The sequence below is a fragment of the Coleofasciculus sp. genome (assembly GCF_046539235.1).
GTDB lineage: Bacteria > Cyanobacteriota > Cyanobacteriia > Cyanobacteriales > Coleofasciculaceae > Coleofasciculus.
Genome location: NZ_JBKHHI010000049.1, coordinates 1 through 24,479, shown reverse-complemented (window position 1 = coordinate 24,479; position 24,479 = coordinate 1). Strand labels below are relative to the sequence as shown.

General features: G+C 45.4%; 22 protein-coding genes and 4 pseudogenes. 7 read left to right on the top strand and 19 right to left on the bottom strand.

Annotated features, from left to right (window positions below):
- Positions 1-336 (bottom strand): ArnT family glycosyltransferase (locus ACLFWI_RS06900; protein WP_446412310.1); only part of this gene is annotated, 336 nt, incomplete at its 3' end.
- Positions 337-576: 240 nt separating this feature from the next.
- A complete protein-coding gene (locus ACLFWI_RS06895) occupies positions 577-1,161 on the bottom strand; it encodes a hypothetical protein (RefSeq protein WP_446412307.1) in 585 nt (194 codons plus the stop codon).
- 164 nt (positions 1,162-1,325) lie between these two features.
- On the opposite strand from ACLFWI_RS06895, the gene ACLFWI_RS06890 reads away from it, so the two are divergent.
- The 3 genes and pseudogenes from ACLFWI_RS06890 (at position 1,326) to ACLFWI_RS06880 (ending at position 3,458) form a co-directional block, all read left to right on the top strand.
- A complete protein-coding gene (locus ACLFWI_RS06890) occupies positions 1,326-1,682 on the top strand; it encodes a DUF565 domain-containing protein (RefSeq protein WP_446412306.1) in 357 nt (118 codons plus the stop codon).
- Positions 1,683-1,755: 73 nt separating this feature from the next.
- Positions 1,756-2,082 (top strand): annotated as a pseudogene (locus ACLFWI_RS06885) (restriction endonuclease subunit R); the annotation flags it as partial.
- A 260-nt stretch (positions 2,083-2,342) separates the two neighbouring features.
- Positions 2,343-3,458 (top strand): glycerate kinase, encoded by a 1,116-nt coding sequence (locus ACLFWI_RS06880; RefSeq protein ID WP_446412305.1) that lies wholly within the window; start codon positions 2,343-2,345, stop codon positions 3,456-3,458.
- A 26-nt stretch (positions 3,459-3,484) separates the two neighbouring features.
- Here ACLFWI_RS06880 and ACLFWI_RS06875 read toward each other — a convergent pair whose 3' ends face one another.
- From ACLFWI_RS06875 to ACLFWI_RS06850, 6 genes and pseudogenes are all read right to left on the bottom strand, one after another.
- Positions 3,485-3,694, bottom strand: coding sequence for a hypothetical protein (locus ACLFWI_RS06875; protein ID WP_446412304.1), 210 nt, complete (start codon positions 3,692-3,694; stop codon positions 3,485-3,487).
- A 330-nt stretch (positions 3,695-4,024) separates the two neighbouring features.
- A complete protein-coding gene (locus ACLFWI_RS06870) occupies positions 4,025-5,050 on the bottom strand; it encodes a phosphotransferase (RefSeq protein ID WP_446412303.1) in 1,026 nt (341 codons plus the stop codon).
- A 107-nt stretch (positions 5,051-5,157) separates the two neighbouring features.
- A pseudogene (locus ACLFWI_RS06865) lies at positions 5,158-5,730 on the bottom strand (ABC transporter transmembrane domain-containing protein); the annotation flags it as partial.
- Positions 5,714-6,952, bottom strand: a complete 1,239-nt coding sequence (locus ACLFWI_RS06860) for a glycosyltransferase family 4 protein (protein WP_446412302.1) — start codon at positions 6,950-6,952, stop codon at positions 5,714-5,716. The pseudogene ACLFWI_RS06865 and the gene ACLFWI_RS06860, both read right to left, overlap by 17 nt.
- Before the next feature lie 355 nt (positions 6,953-7,307).
- Entirely contained in the window at positions 7,308-8,645 is a 1,338-nt protein-coding gene (locus tag ACLFWI_RS06855; protein ID WP_446412309.1) for a glycosyltransferase, read from the bottom strand.
- Positions 8,646-8,895: 250 nt separating this feature from the next.
- Positions 8,896-10,287 carry a glycosyltransferase family protein gene (locus ACLFWI_RS06850; protein WP_446412301.1) on the bottom strand — a complete coding sequence of 464 codons (1,392 nt, stop codon included), beginning with the start codon at positions 10,285-10,287 and terminating at the stop codon, positions 8,896-8,898.
- A gap of 258 nt (positions 10,288-10,545) precedes the next feature.
- Here ACLFWI_RS06850 and ACLFWI_RS06845 point away from each other — a divergent pair, with 258 nt between their 5' ends.
- Positions 10,546-10,749: a hypothetical protein gene (locus tag ACLFWI_RS06845; RefSeq protein ID WP_446412308.1), complete on the top strand. Its 204-nt coding sequence runs from the start codon at positions 10,546-10,548 to the stop codon at positions 10,747-10,749.
- Here ACLFWI_RS06845 and ACLFWI_RS06840 read toward each other — a convergent pair.
- From ACLFWI_RS06840 to ACLFWI_RS06800, 9 genes and pseudogenes are all read right to left on the bottom strand, one after another.
- Positions 10,699-10,836, bottom strand: coding sequence for a hypothetical protein (locus tag ACLFWI_RS06840; RefSeq protein ID WP_446412300.1), 138 nt, complete (start codon positions 10,834-10,836; stop codon positions 10,699-10,701). The genes ACLFWI_RS06845 and ACLFWI_RS06840 overlap by 51 nt on opposite strands.
- Positions 10,837-10,927: 91 nt before the next feature.
- Positions 10,928-11,533 (bottom strand): cytochrome b/b6 domain-containing protein, encoded by a 606-nt coding sequence (locus tag ACLFWI_RS06835; RefSeq protein ID WP_446412299.1) that lies wholly within the window; start codon positions 11,531-11,533, stop codon positions 10,928-10,930.
- 68 nt (positions 11,534-11,601) lie between these two features.
- Positions 11,602-13,071, bottom strand: coding sequence for an ATP-binding protein (locus ACLFWI_RS06830; protein ID WP_446412298.1), 1,470 nt, complete (start codon positions 13,069-13,071; stop codon positions 11,602-11,604).
- A 30-nt stretch (positions 13,072-13,101) separates the two neighbouring features.
- Positions 13,102-13,530, bottom strand: coding sequence for a response regulator (locus ACLFWI_RS06825; RefSeq protein ID WP_446412297.1), 429 nt, complete (start codon positions 13,528-13,530; stop codon positions 13,102-13,104).
- Positions 13,531-13,593: 63 nt separating this feature from the next.
- Positions 13,594-15,168, bottom strand: a complete 1,575-nt coding sequence (locus ACLFWI_RS06820) for a sensor histidine kinase (protein ID WP_446412296.1) — start codon at positions 15,166-15,168, stop codon at positions 13,594-13,596.
- A gap of 4 nt (positions 15,169-15,172) precedes the next feature.
- Positions 15,173-15,625 carry a response regulator gene (locus tag ACLFWI_RS06815; protein WP_446412295.1) on the bottom strand — a complete coding sequence of 151 codons (453 nt, stop codon included), beginning with the start codon at positions 15,623-15,625 and terminating at the stop codon, positions 15,173-15,175.
- Entirely contained in the window at positions 15,622-18,300 is a 2,679-nt protein-coding gene (locus tag ACLFWI_RS06810; protein WP_446412294.1) for a GAF domain-containing protein, read from the bottom strand. The genes ACLFWI_RS06815 and ACLFWI_RS06810 overlap by 4 nt, the downstream gene beginning before the upstream one ends.
- 351 nt (positions 18,301-18,651) lie before the next feature.
- A complete protein-coding gene (locus ACLFWI_RS06805) occupies positions 18,652-19,392 on the bottom strand; it encodes an LmeA family phospholipid-binding protein (RefSeq protein ID WP_446412293.1) in 741 nt (246 codons plus the stop codon).
- Positions 19,393-19,530: 138 nt separating this feature from the next.
- Positions 19,531-20,923 (bottom strand): annotated as a pseudogene (locus tag ACLFWI_RS06800) (RNA-guided endonuclease InsQ/TnpB family protein).
- A 20-nt stretch (positions 20,924-20,943) separates the two neighbouring features.
- Here ACLFWI_RS06800 and tnpA point away from each other — a divergent pair.
- Positions 20,944-21,383 (top strand): annotated as a pseudogene (tnpA, locus tag ACLFWI_RS06795) (IS200/IS605 family transposase).
- Between the two features lie 171 nt (positions 21,384-21,554).
- Positions 21,555-22,889, top strand: coding sequence for a glutamine synthetase family protein (locus ACLFWI_RS06790; RefSeq protein WP_446412292.1), 1,335 nt, complete (start codon positions 21,555-21,557; stop codon positions 22,887-22,889).
- 59 nt (positions 22,890-22,948) lie between these two features.
- Here the strand turns inward: ACLFWI_RS06790 and ACLFWI_RS06785 are convergent, their stop codons facing one another.
- Both ACLFWI_RS06785 and ACLFWI_RS06780 read right to left on the bottom strand, forming a co-directional pair.
- Positions 22,949-23,065, bottom strand: a complete 117-nt coding sequence (locus tag ACLFWI_RS06785) for a photosystem II protein Y (RefSeq protein WP_446410805.1) — start codon at positions 23,063-23,065, stop codon at positions 22,949-22,951.
- 142 nt (positions 23,066-23,207) lie between these two features.
- On the bottom strand, positions 23,208-23,762 hold the full coding sequence (locus tag ACLFWI_RS06780) for a gamma carbonic anhydrase family protein (protein WP_446412291.1): 555 nt from the start codon (positions 23,760-23,762) through the stop codon (positions 23,208-23,210).
- Positions 23,763-23,883: 121 nt separating this feature from the next.
- On the opposite strand from ACLFWI_RS06780, the gene ACLFWI_RS06775 reads away from it, so the two are divergent.
- Entirely contained in the window at positions 23,884-24,393 is a 510-nt protein-coding gene (locus tag ACLFWI_RS06775; protein WP_006106563.1) for a TIGR02652 family protein, read from the top strand.
- The last annotated feature ends 86 nt before the right edge of the window (positions 24,394-24,479 follow it).

Below are 24,479 nucleotides of genomic sequence, written 5' to 3'. Positions count from 1 at the left end.
ATCAACCAGAGTACGGGGACGAGAAATCCCAAAATAGCGTAGCGTATAAAAGCCCAAAACCGTTAGCGCGATCGCACTCATCGCTGAGGGAAGTCGCACCGCCCATTCATTCACGCCAATCAGGTGATAGCCGATCGCCATTAACCAGTAGACTAAGGGCGGTTTATCAAACCGAGTCTCCCCATTAAAATACGGCGTAATCCAGTCTCCTGTCACCGTCATCTGGCGGGCGGCTTCCGCGAATAACGGTTCAGTTTCATCAACTAAACCCGTACTGCCTAAGTGCCATAAAAACGCCACCCAGCAAATCGCCGCTAACCCTAAAACCGAGTACATCCACAAACGAGTTGGATGCTTTTCCCAAACATTCCACCACTTTGTCACTGGTTGAGCGATCCTATCCTTAGATTCAACTTCCACTACTTTGTCACGAAAGGGCAACATTAACTCTCAACGTCTCCAACTTAATTTAGCTGGAGTCGCGATCGCAATATACCCCTTCCCTGACTGGGACAACCCCGTCAAGTTCCTGATCCAACCGTGTAGAGACGTTGTATGCAACGTCTGGTACAAAACCTAATACGGTTGTAAGACTAACTCCCATTCGCCTGTCTTTTTATTCCAGACGGGTACAGGCGTCTCCCCAATCACATAAGGTCCCCAATATAAACGAGAGCCATCTTGGGCGAATGCCACAACAATATCTCCGTTTTCCAGAATCAGATCATCTTGGGGAAGAGAAAGAATCAGCCCTTGGCTTCCTCCTTCCATAGGGGAAAAATCCCAGTGGGCGGGTTTGGCGTTAGCCTTTGAATCCGTTTGACGTTCTAGCAGCGCCACCCGCACCGGATGTTCTGTGGAATTACTAACTCGCAATCCTCCTTTTTGCGCCGCTAGTGCAACGGGATCAAGGGGGGGAGAGGGTGAAGCCTCTGGCGGCGGTAACGGTGAGGAGAGTGGTGATAGGGCTGGTGATAAGGGTTGAGCTGTTTCCACCTCAGGAACCTCTGGTGATTTGCTCACAGAGGGTAATGATGCTGTATCCGATGATTGGGGTTCTATCCAAACCTTGAACTCAAATAATCCCAGTCCTAGTCCAGCCATACCTAAGAGGAGTACGATGATAAATACTGGATATAGCATATAGTTTAGTCGTTTCATTCGTTTTGAGGGGATTGACTCTGCACCACTGCGTCTGTGGGGGGTGCTAACAAAATGAATTGCCAGCCCCTACTCTCATTGAAACAAGCTTGACCGAAACCGTGTTATTTTGCACAAAAGGTTAAGTGGTTAAGGTCTGTGTGTGGTTGCTTTCTGGTTGATCGATGCAAAATACTCGTCTTAATACTCTCGTCGATGTGATCTTGGCAAGGTTAGCCCAGTGGTTTACCAATCCCTGGCGACGCCTGTCCATAATTTTGCTGGGTTTACTGTCAGGCATTTTCCTCGGTAGTGCTATCTCAACGACAGCCGGACAAACCGCTGATTGGGATGTGATTGCGGCTGGGATTTTAATTATTTTCACGGAAACAGTGAGCCGGATTGTTTATGGTAGAAACCGCCAGCGTTTGCCTTCTGTGAGCAGAGCGTCTCGATTCTCATGGTTCCTTGAAACAGTGAATGCGCTAAAAATTGGTTTGGTTTATAGCATGTTTTTGGAAGCGTTTAAACTGGGATCATAGTCATTTGTCATTTGTCATTTTTCCTTCGTTGGATTATCAGGTCAGATATAATTATTAATTCTGCGTAGGGGCAGTTATTAAAGGACGAATAAATGTTTTGCTTCTGAATGAGCAATTTTGGGTGAGTGTAATTGAATCCAAACAGGTCGCTTATTCAGTAGAAGCGGGACTCGACCAACTTCTTGCCTATATGCTAGCAACTCCTCACCCGAAAAAACCTGTTTTTGGGATGATCACTTCCGGCGGTAGCTTTATGTTTATTAAGCTGGTTAAAGGTGAACCCCCACAGTATGCAACGTCTGATATTTTTGATATTCGTAATCGTGGCAATGAGTTATATAATGTTTTGAGTATTTTGAAACGCTTAGGTCAGATGAGCGGTTCGGCATTTAAACCTTAATGTCAATAATGGTGAAATCCTTGCCGTAGAGCGTTTAGCGAAGCCATGCCGCCGGTTTGCATCTTGCTCGCTACTAATACCCAATTTAAATGCATGACAGTTTATATATAATGACTGATAATAAAAGTTGGATTTGTTGATACGCTATAGGTGAGGAAGGGCGGGTTTTGTTGATAGGTTGTCGGTGACAAGCGAATTGAGTTCCTAAACCCGCCCCTACAATTGTAATTGTTCCTAAACCCGCCCCTAGACTAAGACTTATGACTCATCCTGTTTCCCCATCTCCCTCCCTCGGTGATATTCTTAACCAATGGCTAGCCGGAAAACCACCAAATTCATCGGCTTGGCAAAAATTAGTCGCAGCGGAATTAATACCGCCGGAACGGGCTAAAGCCTTTGGAATTACGCCAGATAACGTAGCGGAAAAACTACAGGCGCGATCGCGTCTTTTTGAATCCGTTTATTCTGATGTTCTCACTCTGCCCTATTTTGCCCCAAAAATCAAGGATAATCCAGAAAATTCAGAGTCGATTCAAACTAATATTATCCTATCTTTGTGGCGATTATGGATTCCGCTGGCGATACAATTGGCGGACTATAGAAAACAGTTAGGGTGTCCACTGATTCAAGGAATATTAGGCGGACAGGGAACAGGAAAAACCACATTGGCGGTGGTATTAAAATTAATTTTAGCCCAGTTAGGATATCGTACTCTTAGCCTTTCCATTGATGACCTTTATAAAACCTATCAAGAACGACAGCGCCTGCGAGAACACGATCCGCGTCTGATTTGGCGGGGTCCACCGGGAACCCATGATGTGGAGTTGGGGGTGCAGGTATTAGATGAGTTGCGATCGCAGAATTCCTCTGACTCTATTCTCATCCCCCGCTTTGATAAATCCGCTTGGGAAGGTGCAGGCGATCGCACGGATTTTGAACCTGTACAAAATACGGATATTGTGTTATTTGAAGGCTGGTTTGTCGGTGTGCGTCCCGTGGTGGCGACTGTGTTTTCGGGGGCGACTCCAGCACCTATTGAAACAGAGAGCGATCGCGCTTTTGCACGGGATATGAATGAACAACTTAAAGCCTATTTACCCTTATGGGAACGCTTAGATCGTTTAATCGTAGTTTATCCCATTGATTATCGCCTAAGTTTGCAGTGGCGGAGTCAGGCGGAGGCGGAAATGATGGCGACGGGTAAATTGGGGATGAATGATTCACAAATTCATGATTTTGTCAAGTATTTTTGGAAGGCATTGCATCCAGAATTATTTATTACACCATTAATTCACAATCCGGATTGGGTGGATTTAGTGATTGAAATTAATTCCGATCATACACCCGATCGGGTCTATAAACCTATCAATCGTTAAAATTTTATAGAGTAATCGCCACAGTCTTAAATTACGTCTTCAGCCTCGCGATTAAACGTATCACTGGTTAATTCGCTACCTGTTCCCGTATTAAAACTATTCGAGGAACGGGCATAGGTGAAACTTAAAGACGCGACGTCACTAGGTTGCCAAGTTAATTGCGCGATCGCAGCATAAGTATCATTGCCCAAAATCCCATTATCAGCTTCATTCGCATCGATCGCAACATACCCCAAGGCTAGATTAACAGACTCACCTAAGTCTTGAGAAATGCCAATTCTTGCCCCTTCTCCTTGACGGCGGATGGGATTCTCTCGCCCAAAGGTAGAAATGGAACCATCTCCACTCCCGCTAAATAGAGGATTGACGGTGGGGATTAAATCGCCTAATTAAAACTTAGCTAGTGTTGGTTAATTTTCTACTGAGGTGACGCACTTAATTTAGAGCAGCATTCCATCCAGAAACTGTAGGGGCGCACTGACGTGCGCCCATTGACGTGCGCCGGATTTAATCGTAAAATCTATTCCACAGTTTTAGCTGGTTAATACTATCTATAAAAACTGCCCCTACATTCGGAAAAAATTAGAATGTTTCGCCAGACGTTGTTCGCACAGTTCTAATAAAGATTCGGTAAATTGACACCTTTCCGGAAACTGAGTGCTGATGTAAATATGTCGCACTAAGGTTAAGGTTGTATAAGACTGAATCGCCGGACGAAGGGCTTCACCTGCAAGCTGAATAAATCTCTCGGCTAAAGCATTTTCTCGAGCCACTAATGCCTGTGGATTCCCCAATGTCCGCAAACTTTGCTCAGTGATATGTCCAATAAAGTTCCCAATATCTAAGCCAGGATTGCCTTGACAATATAAATCCAAATCTAGTAAATAAAGGCGAGTGTCATCGACAAGAATTTGGTCAGGATAAAAGTCGCGATGAATCCCTAAACATTGCGGTTCTGGGGTCATCGCCGCCACGCGATCGCACCCAGCTAAAACTTTCTCCAAACGGGTTTCCCACTGGGGTTTGAGTTGAGCTACTAGGGGGAGACGTTCGTGCAAAATTCGCAGTTCATCTGCCATTGTGTGGCGACGCTGGGGCGGAATGTTGGCTTGATGTAATTTATAGATGGCTTCTGCAATGCGTTTAGCTAAGAGAATTCCATTAGCTTGGGGAAGTAAGTTGGTGGCGGTTACTCCGGGTACTTTGCGCTGAAGCCACATCTGAAATTTGGGAATTACTCCGATGGGTTCGGGTATACTAATGCCATCGTTACTATTGTCTATAAATCCTCTATGCCAAAGGGCTTGGTTGAGTTGATAGCTTTTAATGTCTGTGCCTTTTGCCCGTACTTTACCGAGGAGGGTGATGGGAAAGGTGGAATGATTAGGATTTGTTAGATCATATTCTATTAAGCAGCGACGTCCGGGTTTGTGGCGAATGACGCGAATGGCACAAAGGTTGCTTTTTTGAAGGGGTTGTGGTAGGTTTTTGGCAAGTTCTTGCTGGACGGTGATTGGGTTAAGGGCTGCGGTAAGGAATGACAGGTTTGGATCGGTGGTGATGTTAAATGGATCGATTACGGGAATAGTCATGGAATTGACGATTTTAGATTGATGCTTCTGTTGGTTGATTTAAGTAAGGTTTAAGTCATGGGTGATGAGAAAGGTGGTGCGGTTTTTGGCTACGCTTTCTAGGGCGGTGTCGATTTACCACTCCCGGAGGTTCCCACCAGAGCCACTTGTTGTCCCGGTTTTACGTCTAATTCAATCCCTTTGAGTAAGGGATTATCGGTTTGATAAGCAAAGCTGACGCAATCAAATCGGACATATCCTTGAAATGGAGGCGCTGCAATTGCCAATGGGGAATCGCTAATCTCTGGTGTTTTATCTAAAATGTCTAAAACACGCTCCCCAGAGGTTACCGCTTTTGATAGTCGCCCGGTATATTTGGCGAAGTTTTGTATTGGTTTAAAGGCTTGTTTGAGATAGGTTAAGAAAACTAGAACATCTCCAGGGGTGAGATGATCTTGTAATGCTAACCTGGCACCGTACCACAAAACAATGGCTGTACCAATGGCAATGATTACATCGACAGTGCGTTCCAAGCTAGCGGATAAGCGTTGAGTTTTCACGCTTTCCTTGAGACTGCGGTGATTGGCTTGGGAGAAGACATTGGCGAAGGCGTCTTGCAGGGAAAGGGCTTGCACTAATTTAATCGCACTAATTGATTCGGCTAGAGTTGCGGCGACAGCACCCTCACGCCGACGTTGCTGACGAGTTTTGGTCATGGTTCATTGTTAATGGTTCATGGTTCATTGTTGATGGTTCATTGGTAATCCTCTTCCCCATGTCCCCAATTTCCAGCAGACGTTTCGCGATCGCATCCCAGGTATGATGGTGCTGTATCGTCTGTCTGGCGGCTTTTCCTAGCTGTTTGCCTAATTCAGGATTATGGTAGAGGCGCTCCAAGGTTGCGGCTAACGCTACGGCGTTACCTGGAGGACATAATAAACCATTCACTTCATCCTCAATTAATTCTCTCAATTGTCCAATGCGACTCGCCACCACTGGTAATCCGGCTGCCATATATTCATAGACTTTTAACGGTGAAAAATAGAAGTCAGATTGGTGCGGATAAGGGGCAACGGCAACGGTCATTTTTGCCAGAAGTTCCGGAATTTTATCAGGAGTAACAGCACCAGTAAAATGAGTTGCCTCTAATAATCCTCGTGCTGACAATTCTGTGACTAAATTTTCCCGTTCGGGTCCATCCCCAACAATCAATAGTCGCGTATTCCTATACTTTTGATGCAGGGTGTCAAAGGCTTCGACTAAAATTGATAATCCATGCCAAGGCTTGAGTGTGCCAACAAATCCCACAGTGAATGGTTCTGGATGAATCGATAACGGCGATTTAATATCACGGAAAAAACGCTCTGGGTTAACCCCATTGGCAATCACATGCACTCGTTGATTCACGCCGGGATATGCTTGTATATAAGTCTTAATTTCTTCAGACACGGCAATAATTGTACTCGCCTTACTAAACACGCGCTGTGCTACTTGTTCAGCATTAGCACGATTGACTAATCCCCGATGGTTTGCCTGTTCTTGAATCAAGGGAGCATTGACTTCTAAAAGTCCTGGTATTCCCCTAGATTGGGCATACTCCATCCCGGTAAAACTCCAGAGAGAGTAACGCTCATAAACTAAGTCAAAAATACCGTTATTTTCAAGTGCCATACGCAGATCAAGGTTAGCAGATAGGGTAGCTTGTTCACGGGCAGCTATTTCACCTTTGGGAATAGACGGTAAACGATGAACAATAATAGTTTCTAAACCTGGTGGCGGCTCACCACCGATTCTGGTGGCAAATAACTCAACCTGTATCCCTAGTTTTAGCCAAGCGCGAATCACCTCTTGAACATGAATCGAGCAACCTTTTTGACCAAAAACCGGAATACCTGGATCAGCACAAACGTAAGCAATTCGCATAATTTATATCCTCAACAAACGATAAAAAGGACATTGTAGGGGCGGGTTTCACCACTTAACCTTATTCTTAACCCTAATGTCACTAAACCCGCCCTGTATCAGGGATAAAATAAATGGGTCTGTAGGGGCGGGTTTCACCACTTAATTTTATTCTTGACCTTAATGTCACTAAACCATTCCTGTATCAGGGATAAAATAAATAAGTCTGTAGGGGCGGGTTTCATTACTTAATTTTATTCTTGACCCTAATGTCACTAAACCCGCCCCGTCTCAAGTCTGGAATAAAAGGGTTATTTGACAAATAACAAGAGATCCTCTTGGGTTTCGCTATCGCAAGGGGTCAACCTACTTCTACTTAGACATTTTGTGCCAAACTAACATTATCCTGTTGGTCAAACTGGTGCGAGACGTGATTATAAACTACCGGAGAAGAATTTAACTTGTCTTGATTAACGACTTGATTGAAAATAGTTCGCAAGGCAGCAGTATTACGATAAATATCAAACTCTGACTCAATCAATTGCCGCGCTTTAGTTGCCAATTTAACCCGTAAACTGGGATTAATCAGTAAGCGTTCCAGCGCATTTGCTAAAGCCTGAGAATCATGTTGAGCCACCATCAATCCCGTCTCTTCATTACGCACAACTTCTGGAATTCCGGTTACATCTGTAGCCACACAAGGCGTACCCAGCGCCATCGCTTCTAGTAAAACTGTCGGTAAACCCTCACGATTTCCATCACTGCCAATAATATAAGACGCCGCAAATACAGCCGCATTCTGGATATGCTCAAAGACTTCATTTTGAGGACGTGAACCGATAATTTCAACAGTTGATTGTAAACCGAGACGTTGAATTTGCTCTTGCAGCGTCGCTTCCAATGGACCTGAGCCAATAATTTGACAATGAAATGAACAGCCGCGATGGGCAAGAATGGCACAAGCATCGATTAAAACCGAAACGCCTTTTTTCTCGACTAATCGACTGACTGAAAGAATGGTGGGTGGGCGTTCTTGGGGAGATTTATACACCAACTGGTTTAAATCTAAGCCATTATAAATGCGTTGGATATGGGCGGCGGCTGTACTGTATGTCTGTTGTAAATATTTAAGATTATAGTCACTAACAGTAATCACACTTGCCGCATCTTGTAGCTTCCGTTTCATATCTTCTGATTCAACACTTTCATGGAAAATATCCTTAGCATGAGCGGTGAAGGTATAGGTTATTCCGGCAAAGTGGGCAGCTAGACGAGCGACACTGGTTGCCACTGTACCAAAGTGAGCATGTAAATGACTAATGTTTTTTAACCGAACCTCTCGTGCTAACCAAGCGGCTTGATAAACGGTACTGGCTTTTTCCCCTTGAGCAAACTCTAATTTTGTCCAAAAATTGGGGATAACTTTACTGGCTTCCTGAAGTTCTGCCCAGAAGAAGCTAGCGGCTGTTGGGTTAAGGCTATTGAGAGAATCGCTCGCTCGCCCTTGGATGGGTTTACGGATATAGTAAACGGGAGCGCGGACTTGAGAAATAATATTTTGAAAATGAGTCTCAGCCGGAGGGCGTAGGGCAAATATTTCTATTTCTAATCCAGCAGCTTCATGGGCTAAAATTTCATTGACGACGAATGTTTCTGAGTAGCGTGGATAACGCTTGAGGACATAACCAACGCGGTTTAATTGTTTTAAAAGCATCATTTCAATTGGGGATTAGCAAAATTTTCATTGTGTAGGGGCGGGTTTTACCGATAACGCTCCGGCTCAAACCACTAACTGAACTAAACCCGCCCCGATTTGATCGGTTTTATCCATCAACGACATCACCGGAGCTGGGCGAAGCATTTGGGTATAATATTTTGGACAAGTATAATCAGATAGACCCCCAAATGCTTCGCCCCTACAAATAATGAATAACGAATGACAAATTGGGTTTCCGATTCAACAATTACGAAACATTAACCCTGGAAATAGCGGGGGAATCAACAACAGATTCGAGTAAATGAGGCAAACGTGCAAGCCCATGGAAATCGATGCGATCGCGTCGATGTGTCGATGTTCCGATTGTCCGCAATAGCCATTCACTTAAGGCGGTGGGCGTGACATCATCGGGATGCAGCATATCAATTAATCCCGAATCCTGTAACCGTTTAGCCCGGATTAACTGTTCCCGTCGTGGTTTGACTCGTGGTACAATTAGCGCGGGTTTGTTAAAGGAAAGAACTTCATAAGTGGTGTTGTAGCCGCCCATCGTAATCACACAATCCGCCCGATCTAACAGTTGGGTAGGTTCAGCCAGAAACTCCAGCACTCGTAAACGGGGATGGTGCGCCGCGATTTGGTATAGGTGTTGACGCACTGGAAGGGGCATAAACGGACCGGTTAAAATCACGCCATTGGTGTCTGGCGGTAAAGGTGTTTGGGCAAAGACTTCCGCCAGCTTATCCCCATCTTGCCCACCGCCAACCAGACAGAGCGCCAGCCGCCCAGAGGGGAGGTTCAATGTTGCTAAGGGGTCAATCTCAGCATTATTCACAAATTCCAGTCGTTTGCGCTGGTCAAAACAGCCAGTATACCGTGCTTTAGCCGCTATATCTGGGGAAAATTGACAATCCTCAACCAGATCCGAGATTCTGGGATCACCATAAATCCACACGGCATCATAATATCTACGAATAATTTCCTCATTAGCCGCCTGCTGCCATTCATGCTGTACTTTTATCGGATCATCGAGGACATCCCGTAAACCCAGAACACAACGGGTGTCTGTTTGAGTATGCAAATACTCTAGAGTTAAATCCAATTCCCGAATTGCCCCCCGTGGCACATTATCGACAATGAAGACATCCGGTTGAAATGATTCCACCGTTGCCCGGATAATATTAGCGCGGAGGTTGACAATGTGCTGAAGCGAGAGATCCAAGCGACGGGATTGATATTGTCCATTGCTTCCTTTATGCAAAGCCGGAAGCGCTACATAGTCTACACCATCAGGGATATGCAGATTACTTGCTTCACTCATGCCACTAATGAGGAGAATGTCTGTGGGTAAAGCAGACTGGGCAAGGGTTTGAGCTATTAATAGATTGCGTCGTTTATGACCCAAACCCATCGTGTCATGAGAGTACAACACCACCCGCAATTTCCGAGTTCTCACGCTATGCGGCTGGACAATCGCTGGAGCTAGATGGGAAAACCAGCCAGTATGAGCCGCATCAGTTGCACCACTGGTTCGTTTGTGTTTGTGTAAATGAAGAGGCGGTTGAATCCTTGCGGTTGGCGACTCAAGATAGGAAGATCCTTGTTTGTGTACTCCGAGTCTTGGCTGGTGTGCTGACATCGTTCTCTCCTTGTACTCTGAGTTTTGTCTGAGCGGTTGAATAAACCTTTGACTGGCGTAGGACTAGAAACTCGGATTTCTACATTCAATTTTCTTTACGTTTACTTAACTTTAATTTAATTAAGCTTTGTTAAGAGTACATGAGGCTTTCATGAGAAAGTTTTCATGTTTGTCAAACATGGCGCGTCTATGTTACCTGTGACTATTTAAAAGAGAGATTAACCTTGTCTACATAAACATAGAATATAAGTCAAAAATATAGATAATTTGGGGATTATAGTTGGATTAATTGATGAAATAAGAATAGTTGATATGATCAATAATAAATTAGGAATAGACAAGCGGAAAAAGATATTCAATGGTTTAATGTTTCGGACTTTTTCCCTTGATTCGATATGTAGTTTATTGCACTTAAAGTTGAATTGCGGAGTCTGGACTATAACTCTGTTCCAGTTCCTCTGAGGGAAATAATAAAGGAGCAACCCAACCGAATAAAATCCCGCCAATGATCACAAATTCTACAACAAGAAGTAGCCGATTTTGTTTCATCTTATATCCGTATAAATAGTTATTATTTCTTTCTGCCCTCTGTCTCCGCTATTCTGTCTTTTGTTCCTCTGATCCTCCGCCTTTTACTATATCATCTATCCTCGCGCCGCCCGAATGAACGCACTGTCTGAATCCACTTTTTAGGGGAATCCTCTGGACGATAGTTGAGCTTAAACATAGATACCCATAATGGCAATCCTCCCACCTTGGCACTGATTAACAAGTGCATCGCTAAACATGCGACTAATATCACCCATCCGGTTAAGTGCAGATAATACCAGATATGATTTAATTCTCCCTTGGGCAACCATTCTTCTTTGACCATACTACCAGTCACTAAGGAAAACGTAACCGCCAATAACATCACCGTATTCACAATCCGATGCAGACTGTACCAACCGATAGGTTTACCCAGTTGTTTAAGTTTCTGAAACGAATCGGGTTGAATCAGGCGTTTAGAGCCTAGATGAAAACTGTATAAGGCAAATGCTGGCATTACGCCGAGGAGTAAAGTTTTGCCAAATGTGCCATGAATGCCAATAATATCCGGAATTTGGGGCAGAGAAAGTTGACCAAATCGTCCATCGTAGGTGTCATAAACCCAGTAGGACGTGATGATAGCTAAAATAGCAATCAGCGCATTGACACCATGCAACAGTCTCAGGAGTAGGGGTTGATAAGGGGTAGCACGAGACATGGTTTACGTTATTTCGATCAAAACTAGTATTCTATAGAATAATCTTGACTAGGTTTGTAGTAAGCGCTTTAGCGCTTATGGTACACCATGTCCCCTTTCGGTAACGTCACGGTAAACGTTGTACCAACACCAACCTCACTGGTCAATGTAATCTCCCCCCGATGGAGTTCCACACATTTTTTCACAATAGATAACCCCAATCCAGTGCCGCTAATTGCACCAACATTACTGGCGCGACTAAAAGATTTAAATAATTGAACTTGGTCTTCTGGGGGAATACCGATTCCTGAATCCGAGACTTGTAATATTATTTGCGAGTCTTCACAGGTTAAGTTAACGCCAACATTTCCGCCATCGGGTGAATACTTAATCGCATTGGATACTAAATTCGTCAGAACTTGACGCAATAATTTGGCATCGCCGTTTAATTGCCCACAATTCCCCTGATTGCTGAAAACTAATTGATAGTTATTCTCTTGTCCCACTTGGAATTGAGAGACTAATTCCTGGGTAAACGGAATAATCTCAATCGGTTCCGGCTTAAACTCTAACTTATTTAATTCGGCTTTACTAATAAATAAGACATCATCGACTAAGGAGGTTAAATGCTCGACGGCTGATTTAATTCGTCCTAAATGCTGTTCTTGCTTGGCATCACTTAGCCGCTGACGATATCGGCTTAACATTTCTGCACTGGAAAGAACCACGGTTAACGGTGTCCGGTATTCATGGGATACTACACTGATAATTTGGGATTTAAGTTGATTGAGTTGTTTTTCCGCATCTAAGGCGCGACGTAGGCTTTCCTCGGCTTGTTTACGGGGAGTAATATCTCGCAGGGAAGCGAGATAGGCTGATTCACTATTCCAGTTTATTTGCACCAATCGCATTTCCACAATTACCGAGTCCCCTGATGGCTGTTGAATCGTCAGTTCCGTGGTTTCCTGACTGGTAAAAGGAAAGCCTAAGACGGCTGCATTCAGTTCGTTAGTTGGACAACCAAACAGCAATTCGGCGGCTGGGTTGGCAAACACAATGATACCTTGGGGATTAATCATCACCATACCATCGGCATTTTGGCTAATAATAGTGCGAAGTTGTGTTTCTTTGGCTTGGAGTTCCTGATTCTGTTGCTTAAGTCTTAAGCTGAGGTGCTGACGCTCAATTCCATAGCGGATAGAACGAGATAGTAAATGGCTATCAAACTGTCCTTTAACTAAATAATCTTGCGCTCCCGCTTGCACGGCGGCTAAGGCAATGTCTTGATCTGCTAAACCCGATAAAACAATAATGGGGATGTCAGGATAGTGAGAGGATAGGGTAAAAAACGTATCCAGTCCTTTAGTTTCAGGCAAAAACAAGTCTAACAGGATAATATCATAACTCTGCTGTTGAAGACAGTTGATTGCCTGCTCAAGAGTCTCCGCTTGCTCGATGTCAACTGTGATGGATTGCGCCTTTTGCAGTAATCTCCTTAGTAAAAAGGCATCGTCTTTATCATCTTCGATTAAAAGTATTTTGGCGAATATACTTTGCATTTTAATTCCTGGCTTTAACAGCTTAAACAACTAATTGCAATAATCAGGGAGATGAACAACGGTAAACCAAAAATCTCTGATTGATTGAACGATGGATGTAAATTCTTTCAAACCAATGGGTTTCTTAACATAGCAATTCGCGCCGAGTTTATAGCTTCTAAACACCTCGGTTTCATCATCACTGGTGGTGAGAATTACTACGGGGATATGGTTGATCCGCTCATCGGTTTTGATTTGTTGCAAAACCTCTCGTCCATGCAATCCTGGCAGATTCAGGTCAAGCAAAATCAAGTTGGGATGGGTGGCTTGATTATAGTCACCCTCTTGGCGTAAATATGCTAGTCCTTCTTCACCATCATCGATGACGGTGAGATTTAATTTCAGTTGTGATTTTTTCAACGCCGCTTCCGTTAAATCGGCATCTCCTGGATCATCTTCGATTAAAAGAATTTGAATCATTGGTTATTGGTCATTGATTATTGGTCATACTTGCTCCTGAAAAGAAGCAAACTACATCATTTATCATACTTCTGTTTTTCTTAACGTAAAATAAAAGATTGTGCCTTGATTAAATTCCGATTCTAGCCAAATCTTTCCCCCCTGACTCTCGGCAATTTTACGGACAATGGCTAAACCAATCCCAGTTCCAGGGTACTTACTGCGACTGTGAAGACGTTGGAAAATTTCAAAGACTCTATCTTGGTATTGAGGTTTAATACCAATTCCGTTATCTGATACCGTAATTAACCAGGAGTCTTTCTGGGATTCAGCGCCAATCTGAATCTGGGGTGGAATGTCTCGACGGAATTTGATCGCATTACTAATTAAGTTCTGAAATAATTGTCCCATTTGGCGAGGATTTGCGGCAACAGTTGGTAAGGGATCAGCGATAATTTTAGCTTTATTTTCCTCAATACATACACTCAAATCATCCAAAGTTTGGGCTAAAACTTTATTCAGATCCGTGGCTCTAATTTCCCGGTTATCTCGACCCACTCGCGAATAAGTCAATAGGTCTTTAATTAGGGTTTCTAGGCGAGTCACCCCATCCGTAATATAATGGATATATTTATCCGCCATTTCATCCAGTTGCCCTTGGTAATCTTCTGCCAGTAATTCGGTATAGCCTTTAATTTTTCGCAAGGGTTCTCGCAAGTCGTGGGAGGCAATATAAGCAAATTGTTCAAGTTCTTGATTGGAAGAGGTCAGTTCTCGGTTGGCGTCTTGTAGTTTCTGTTGTGCCTGTTTTAAGGCGGTAATTTCCACAATTAAGCTGCCAATTTCATCAACTGTGTTTTTTGGGGAAAAAACGGGAAAGTAAGAGGCTAACCAATAGCGGGTAAATCCCGGATTGCTGGCAGTTTCTCCAGTTATTTCTTGATTGATTAGTGGTTTTCCTGTAGTGATTACCTGGTGTAGAATTGGGGTAATGGTAGGAGAAAGATGAGGTAAGATCTCTTCTGTTGTTTTACCCAGATACTCATCTATTGATAATCCATTAATCTCTGCTAATGCCTGATTAATTTGCTTGAATTTCAGGGTTTTATCCTGAATTGCCAGTCCAACATTGGCATTGGAAGCGGCATTAAAAAACTCATTCAGTAACTGTTCCCGTAAAATTACAGCTTGGGTTTGTTCTTGAACGCGCCGTTCTAATTCTTGATTGGCTTGATGTAGCGCTTGTTGGGTTTGCCGCAATTTTTGCTCACTCAATCGGCGTTCAATCGCATAACGTAGGGAGCGAACTAAGAGATCTGGGGTAATTTCTCCCTTGACTAAATAATCTTGCGCCCCTTGGCGAACAATGTCAACGGCAAAGTCCTCATCGGCTAATCCAGTTAACACCACAATCGGGAGATCTGGGTGAGGGTTTTGCAGGTCTTTGAGGGTATCTAATCCGTTACTATCAGGTAAGCAAAGGTCTAATAATACTACATCAAAGGGCTGGTGGTGTAAACGCGCGATCGCACTGTCTAAATCGGTCGCTGCTTCCACTTGAAACTTGGGCGTTTTGACTTGACCGAAGATGACGTTAATTAAGTCTACATCACCGGGGTTATCTTCCACAATTAAAACAGTAATGAATTGCTTATGCATCAGATTAATTTCCCTTGGGTGGTAATTGCACGCGAGTTAACCAAAATGCTTCAATCGACTGAATCATCTCTAGAAAATCCTCTAGCTTCAGAGGTTTAGTCAAATAGCAATTGGCATGGAGTTGGTAGGTTTGACGAATATCGACCTCCGAGGCGGAACTGGTAAAAATAATCACCGGAATGGCTTGGAATTTTGGGTCAGATTTAATCCGTTGCAACACTTCCCGCCCATCCATTAAAGGCAGATTCAAATCCAAGAGAATGAGGTCAGGGCGAGGAACATCAGTATAGGGTTCCTCATGGGATAAAAATGCCAACGCCGCTTCCCCATCTGCCACCCCATGTAATCGATTCGGGATTTGGCTGGTTCTCAGGGCAACTTTGGCTAAATCCACATCCCCTGGATTATCTTCAATTAACAAAATCTCGATCAGTTTATCCCCAGACGGATAACTCATCGGCACAGTCCCCCTGAATCAGGAATCGTCAAGTAAAATGTCGCGCCCTGACCGAATTCTGACTCCACCCATATCCGCCCTCGGTGACGTTCAACAATCTTTTTACAAATTGCCAATCCTATCCCGGTTCCTGGATATTTCTGCCGTGTGTGCAGGCGCTGAAAGATAATAAAAATTCGCTCTTTATGTTTCGGCGCAATACCAATCCCATTATCCTTCACCCAGAAGCACCATTCCCCATTTTCTAGCCTAGCTCCCACGTCAATGACCGGAGGCTGTTGACTGCGGTATTTAATCGCATTACTCATCAGATTTTGAAAAAGCTGGACGAGTTGGGTTTCATCTGCCATCACCGATGGTAAAGTGTTAGAATTGATCCGAGCATCCGTCTCCTGGATGATCATCTGGAGATTGGCGATCGCAGAATCTAATGCCGCATTACTATCGGTTAAGCGAAAGGCTTTCCCTTTTCTATCTACTCGTGAATACAACAGCAAGTCATTCAGCAGGGTTTGCATCCGTTCTGCCCCATCAACAGCATAGTTGATGAATTTATCCGCCTCTGCATCTAAGCGCCCCTGATACAACTGTGCCAAAAGTTTTGTATAACTGGCGACCATGCGGAGGGGTTCTTGCAAGTCATGAGACGCCACATAAGCAAACTGTTCCAGTTCCGCATTTGAGCGCTCTAATTCCTGGCGTTGATGAACTTCTTGTTCCAGCAGTTGGGCTTGACCTAAAGCAATGCCCACCTGATCTGCCAATTGGCGGAGTAAATCAATTTCTCCACTCGTCCACTCTCGCCCAGATTGACACTGATGCACAATTAACAGACCCCAAAGGGCTGACCGTTGCAAAATTGGCACCACCAAATTGGCTTGCACATCAAACTGTTGCAGCAAGTCCCGATAACAGGGTTTAATATCTGCCTGGGCTACATTCGCGATCGCGGCAACTCTGCCGTTGCGGTATATCTCTCTGTATTGATGATCAAAGCACGGATCAGCGATGGTTTGTCCTAGAATAGCCGGAAAATCTGGCATCACCGCTTCTGTGACCACGGTTCCAGTACCATTGGTATCAAATTGATAAATAATCACTCGGTCGGCTTCCAGAATTGTCTGGATTTCCTTCACCGTCGTTTGCAGAACCTCTTCGATTTGCAATGACTGACGAATCTTTTGGGTCATATCCACCAGCAATTTCACCCGCCGATTTTGGCGCAATAGTTCGGCTTCAGTGTGCTGGCGTTCGACAATTTCACATTCCAGTTGCTGATTGGCTTGGGTAAGGGCGGCGGTGCGTTGGCGAACGCGGGCTTCGAGTTCTGTATTCAGTTGCTTTTCCCGTTGATAAAGCTGACTTTGCATCACCGCCATGGACAGGTGCAGTCCCAAAGCCTGAATTAATTGAATGTCGTCTTCTATCCACGGATTGACTTGACCTTGTTTAATTTCTCGCCACTCCTCAAAGGATTGCCGCACTCGGTCATTGCGTTCATCGTGATCAAACCGTCCTGCCCAAAGGATATCGGTTTCAATTTCATCTCGAAATAGGCTTAAAACCCCTAAGTAATCTTCACCGTATCCCAATGGCATCAACAGTAAACTGCGAATGGGCGTGTCTTGGAAGGCGTCGGTGACTCCAGCCAGTAGGGGTTCTTGATAGAGGTCTGTTAGGGTAAAAACCGGATGGATAGTTGGTTGACCCTTGAGCGAGAGGGTTGTCGCCTCACCCATACAAGTTAAATCCGCTTTAACCGTCTGTTTCTGCTGTGTCCATATCTCCCAGGCTGGTTTCATCTGTTGCCATAAGCCCATAGTTTCCAAATCAACGCTGGGTTGAGTGCCACAGGTATACAGGTTGACGCTAGGGGTGGGTTCCGATAACGGTAGGTACAGTCTGCCCCCCGACGCCCCAACCGCCGCAACCGCCTGTTCTAAGACTTTCGGTAACGTGGCTGACACCTGCCAAGAACTATGAAGCTGGGTGGCAATTTGATTGAGCAGAATCTCCCGTTGCGCTTTGGATTCTGCTTGACTGAGGAGGGTGGATTGGGCAATAGCGATAGAGACTTGGTTTGCCACCAGTTGCGCTACTTCCAAGTCGCTGAGGGAAAAGGGTTTTGGTTGAGCATGATGGGAGATGAGCAATCCCCAGAGGTTCTGGCGATTGAGAATCGGCACGACTAGGGTAGACTGCACCCCCATATTGGTCAGGTATTCGACATGGCAGGGGTCTACAGGGCGCTGTAAAATATCTGCGATCGCGGTGTCCCTCACTTCTTGTACTGTTAAGTCTGCCGTGGTTTTAGGATTCTCCAGGTAGTTGAGCGTCATCTGCTCAGACGCCACATCCACAATCGTGCGAACACCTGCCTTGATGAAGAGTTCACGGGCGTGGGGAGGGATATCCGCCGCGGGAAAATGTAATCCTAGCAGTGAGGGCAGGTGATTTTTATAGATTGACTCGGCAATGACTTCCCCTGTGCCATCTGGCGCAAAGCGATAGACTTTTACCCGATCTGTCTGTAAAAATGATCGCATTTCTGCGACAGTAGCTGATAAAATATGCATCAGATCAAGAGACTGACGGATACGATAGGTCATCCGGTTCAACAAGGCTTCTTGGGTCAGCAGAGGTGAAGTGGGTTTTGATACTTTTCGCTGGCTCACTTTACTAATTCCAGGGGTAAATTCAGGAAGCGCAATTCAGCCGCTTAGATAAATTTAGCATAGCTTTCCCAAGACCGTAATATTACGGATATTGACAGGCGGATTTGGCAAATCTCTCCGTACAATTACACTGATCAGCTATCATACATTTAAATTGGGAATGGGTAGCGAGCAAGATGCCAAGCCTGCGGCATGGCTTCGCTAAACGCATTACAAAAATTTTGCCGTTGTTGACATTAAGTTTAACGGCACTGAAAATTGGCATTTTTGGCTCGCCGAAACTCTTGATAGAGCGTAGGGTGGGCATTGCCCACCAACCTTAAGTCACTGTTCTTACCCATCCCTTCAGCGTTATACGGATGGAAATTGCGTCACATGCGCTACGGCTTGCAGGGTGAGTTGACTTTCTTTCACCTCCAGATGATGCATACGTAGCGATATCCCTGGTATTTCAAAGTGACTCAAGTGCAAAATTTTACCCGCCTTGGCGACTAAGGCTTGAGTGAGTTCTGGTGAAAGTTCTTTTCCTTGAGCGTATTCAACCTTCTCTAGGACAACGCTGCGCCCATCATCACTTACTCTCGGAGTCGTGGTAAACGAGACTCGTTGCGTTTCATTACTTTGACTCATCCGCACATCAGCATCAAGACCAACTCGACCTTCTTTTAACAGGCGACAATGTACCTGCTTGACATTGAGAGTTTGTGGCTTACCGTCCACCTGAACCTGGAGTGAGCGAAGCTGAGTCCCTAACACATCGGAGTTGAAGGCACGGTTGAGGTCAGCTTGAGCAATCACAATCTGTGCTGTTCCTTCCGTCGGTTGGGTCAGTACAATATTACCCGTCAAGGCTTTGAAGGGAGCAACCGCAATGGTTTCTAGCCGGATAGCCATCTCTTGCAGACGGATATCGTGTTCCATGATTAACCCTTCACCATAAATAGTTAGGGATTCTAACTGACCCTTGGCTAACAGGGAGGGGTCTGTTTTGACTCGCACATCGAGTTTTCTGGCATCATCGAGTTGGCTGGACAGCGCCAACGTCGCAATTCTGTTTAATGTTTCTTCTCCAAGGCGGTCTAGGGTTAGCACGCGATCGCTCCTTTATATCAGCCGTGTATCTTCTCATTATATTAAGAAACATTAATTTGTGGATCTACTTTGAGTAAGAAACACAAGAAACAAATTGAGCGATCGCTCTGGGATAAGGTGACGTACCCAGCGCTGCCGTCACCGGACAGCGTGGGCTTCTGATGCCTTGAATAAGGCGGTCAGAACTTCCTTCAAGGTACTATTAGTAGTAGAAGAGACTACTACAGGATTCCCTTTACGGCGTTTTATCGTAGGGAACACGTCCAGCCCTACACGTTTTAGGTTGATAGCAGCATTAATGTCTCTATCAACCCAGATTTGCAACTGTTCATCCCAATACTCTCGAATCGAACAATCTGTGAATACAAACTCGTCTCGATAGCAGAGGATTTGGGAAGTATAAGCAGGATTCTTGTCAACGACCACAGCGCCAGCTTTTGCAGCTATGTAACTTAGCGTGGAAAAGAATTGTCCGAATGCAGCATCCAACCAGGATTTGTTCAGTCCTGACTTTGCGGATTGCCCGTTGGGAAGGTATTTCCCGTCATCATCTTGTAATGGTGCATTACGCTTGGTCAATCCTTTGAGGTTTAAGTCCTCACAGAAAAACACCTTCTTCCCGGTTCGCACCAATTTGTGCGCTCTCTTGTACTGGAAATCTTGACGACTCCTAGCAATGCGCTCTCTAAACCTTGCTTCTCTTTTGGCTAGTTTACGGCGACGGCGAGACCCTTTCTTTTTAGCGTTTCGCTTGGTCTGCAACTTCCCTAGCTTGTCGAGGTTTTTCCTCAGGGGCTTAAGAGAGGGGATGCTTTCACCTTCAGAGGTGGCAATATACACATCTTCGTTCAGGACAGCATCTAGTCCCATCGAATTGTCCCAAGTCGGGATTGTTTTATCTGGGGTAAAGTCTGGAACGGATGGGTCGTCTAAAATGAATGACACATACCAGCCGTCAGATTTCTTCGTAACACTGACCTGCTTGAGGTTAAAACCATCTGGTATCGGGCGATGAGTTCTCACCTTGACTAGCCCAATCTTGGGAAGCCTTAGGTAGAGCCAACGACCGTTGACCGTGCAGAACTTCAACCACTCATTCTTTGCCCCATCAAAGACCATCGTGCGATAACGAGACTCGCTCTTGAACCGAGGCAAACCGCGAGCGTTTCCCGTTCTTGTCTCCTTTGATGTACCGCTCGAATGCCTTATCAACTCGCTTACAGACATCCTGCAAGATGGTCGAATAGATATCGCTGAAGTCTAGGAGTTCCCCTGACCACTTGACCAGCACCAAATCTTTCTTAATGGAAGGGAGTTGGTTTTTCTGGTTGTAATAGTTAGGACGCTCCTTGAGTTCTGGCAAGTGACAAATCAGGGGACAGGAATTAACTGGACATCGGTTCTGCCCCCACCAATCCAGTCGTTCGCCCAGCATCCTGTTGTACCAATAGCGGCAAATCCTCAATCCTTGGTTGAGGGAGAGCTTCTGTTTGGCACTGGGATAAAGGCGGTACTGGTAGGATGTTTTCATGTCTTCTATTCTACCGCACTATGGTTAAAAAGAAACGCTACAGATCTAGTTCTCGTTCTGTCTCAGACTTAAAGGCTCAGAAGCGTGCTGAGTACCAAGTATCGAGGATGGTGTATTAATGCAACAGGCGTTACAACAACTTGATACCAGCATCCGAAGCTTGTGTGAGAAGTGGGGCGTAACCATACTAGAGTTCAATGGTGAAGATGACCATGTTCATCTGCTGTTTTCTTACTACCCACAAATGCAATTATCCAAATTCATCAACAACTTGAAAACTGTGACAAGCAGGAAAATGAACAAGGAGTTCCCTGAATACTTAGCTCAGTTCTTCTGGAAGAAGGACGATAATATCAAGAGTGAGTTCTGGAATGATTCCTATGGAATTGAGTCTGTGGGTGGAGCGAATATCGAAGTTCTTGAGCGATACATTCGCGGACAAGATGCACCCAAATGTTAAGAAAGAGGGTGTCGAACCCTCTTTCTTAACCGCCTATCCATCCCAGCGCCGCCTTTCAGGACGGCGTGGGGCTTCCGGCGTTTTTTGCTAAATTCAGAAAGCGTTGTGTCGGATAGGTTGCCAGCATTAATCAATTGCTCAAACAACGGTCACTAGCTCACCAGAAAATGAATGGAAAAAGAACAACTAAAAAATCTTGACCAGCAAGGGATTCAATTTGTCCGCATTCTCTGGTGCGACAATGCCAACATTATCCGGGGCAAGGCAGTCCACCGAAAAACCTTATCAGAATACCTTACCCATGGTGTGGGTATTTCGGCGGCGCAACAAGCCATTCCGGTCATGTATGATGCACCTGTGGTTGGGAGTGGGTTTGGACCGGTGGGTGAAATTCGTCTCGTGCCAGATTGGAGTACGCTGAACCCTTTACCCTATTGCCCAGGTCATGCCCGTGTCATGGGCGATATGATGCTCAATGGTGTGCCTTGGAGTCTCTGTCCCCGTCATTTTCTCAAACGCATGGTTGCGGATGCGAACCAACAGGGGTTAGAGGTTATTGCCGCCTTTGAGAATGAGTTTTATTTGTTGCAGCGCACTGCTGAGGGTATTGCACCTGCGGATGAAACCGTATTTGCCTCAACGATGGCAATGGATTTGCATCAAGGACTCATTGATCAGATGGCGGAAGCGTTAATCGAGCAGGGAATGCTAGTTGAGCAATTTTATCCCGAATCCGGTTCCGGTCAGCAGGAAATCTCCATCCTCTACACCAACGCCCTCAGTGCGGCAGATCAACAGATTGCCTTCCGGGAAACAATTAAAGCGATCGCACTTCAACATTATCGCATTGCCTCATTCTTACCGAAAATCTTTGCCAATCAAGCGGGTAGCGGTTGTCACCTGCACCTGAGTCTCTGGCGAGAGGGCGAAAATCTCATCCCCCATCCAGAGGAAAATGGCGAATTGTCCGATATTGCGCGTCACTTTATCGCGGGAATTCTGCACCACCTACCCGCTTTGATGGCACTGACAACGCCCACAACGAATTCGTATCGCCGCCTGTTACCGCAGTGTTGGAGTGGGGCATTTCGCTGTTGGGGATGGGATAATCGAGAGGCTGCTGTGCGTGTCCCCACCCATCCTGAACCCCCGAGTCCGTCTCATTTTGAATTCAAAACCGTGGATGCTACGGCGAATCCCTATTTAGCATTAGGGGCAACGATTGCAGCGGGACTTGATGGTATCCGCCAAGGCTTAGAATTGGCAACGCCTGTGTCTGTAGATCCCGGTACGATGACGGATGCTGAACGCCAAGGGGCTAATATTGAGCGATTGCCGAGTACGTTAGCCGAGTCGATAGAACAGCTTAGACAAGACTCGATACTCCTCGACGCCTTGGGTGAGGATTTGGCTCATGTTTATTTGGCAGTTCGACAAGCAGAGTGGGAGGCGATGAGGGATTTCGATTTGGATGCCGAAGTAAAGCTTTTATTAGAGCGATATTAGACATGTAGAGACGTAGCATGCTACGTCTCTACAAAATGTATTTGTGTCTATCCAACAGCTCAGGATTTATTCAGAAACGCCTGAATTTGACCGATAGCCGCTCCAGCAATGTTGAACAAAGCCCAGCCTGCGGCTAAAAGGATAGGCAACAAGACAATGAGTAACCGCCAATCCATAGTTTCACCTACCTCGCTTAATGCCTGATATCCTCCCACACCAAATCAAAGATTATGGTGTAACCCCCTCATAAGTTAACCAAATTATGCCCCCAAAAGTCAATAGTTGACAGGTTTTTTTCAGCGTCTCATCTCCGTGTTCTCATCCAGGTGAGTGAAACCCTAAGTCTGTTCCTTTTCCGCCATGAACCAATGCCAGCTTCTGGTAGCGCCGCGCATGTTCGATTAATTCAGCCGCCTCCGTTTCCGAAATATCGCGGACTTTTCGCGCCGGAATGCCAACCACCAGGGATAAAGGGGCAACATCTTTGGTTACCAATGCCCCAGCACCGACAATGCTGCCATGTCCTACCCGCACACCGTCTAAGATAATCGCACCAATCCCAATCAAACATCCTCGTTCAATATGAGCTGAATGGACGACAGCCCGATGTCCAATTGTCACATGGTCTTCCAGAATCGTGGGCTTACCTGGATCTCCATGTAAAATAGCACCATCCTGAATATTTGTGCATTCACCAATCTCAATCCGCTCGACATCGCCCCGCACCACAGCACCATACCAGATACTGGCTCCCGATGCGATCGCGACGTCACCGATAACTACTGCATTGGGCGCAACAAAGGCAGCTTGAGACTGATCAACAGCAGACCAATAGGAGGGAGTTGCAGAAAACTGAGGATAAGAATCAGTCACGATTGCCTATAAAACAGATGAGTGTGTTCGAGCGTATTCTATAATTGATGAAGCCACAAATATATTTAAAATACAGGTAATAGCGCGATCGCCGAATGAATGACGATACCTTCAACCCTAGATGATTAATCCTAGCTTACAGTACCCCATATTCGGTTCAGAGATTCAATGTCCTCACTGTCGGCAGTCTATTCCGGCATTGACATTGACCGATACCTATTTGTGTCCCCGGCATGGCGCTTTTGAGGCAGACCCCAAAACTGAAGAACTCATCCACTTGCAATCAGGGCGTCATTGGCGTCAATGGCAGGGTGAATGGTATCGTCAGCATACCCATCCGGATGGGATTCGCTTTGAAATTCACGAAGCCCTTGATCGCCTGTACACTCAAGGCTATCGGGCAACACGGGTGATTATTGCCAGTCGCTATCGAGATTTGGTTAGTGCCTATCTGGAACGAAGTACCCCTTGGCGGGGACAATCGGAACCGGGACGCCCGCGACTTTATGGCTTACCTGTGGCATTTAGCCCAGAACCAGAGGACGATCCCTGTTGGGAAGTGATTAACTTCGATTTGGAAAAAGAGCCAGGAATTCCAGTACGCTATCCTTATTTCCGATTATTTGAGTAAGTTGTCATTGGTCATTGGTCATTGGTCCTTTGTCATTGGTCATTGGTCATTGGTCATTGGTCATTGGTCATTGGTCATTTGTTTGC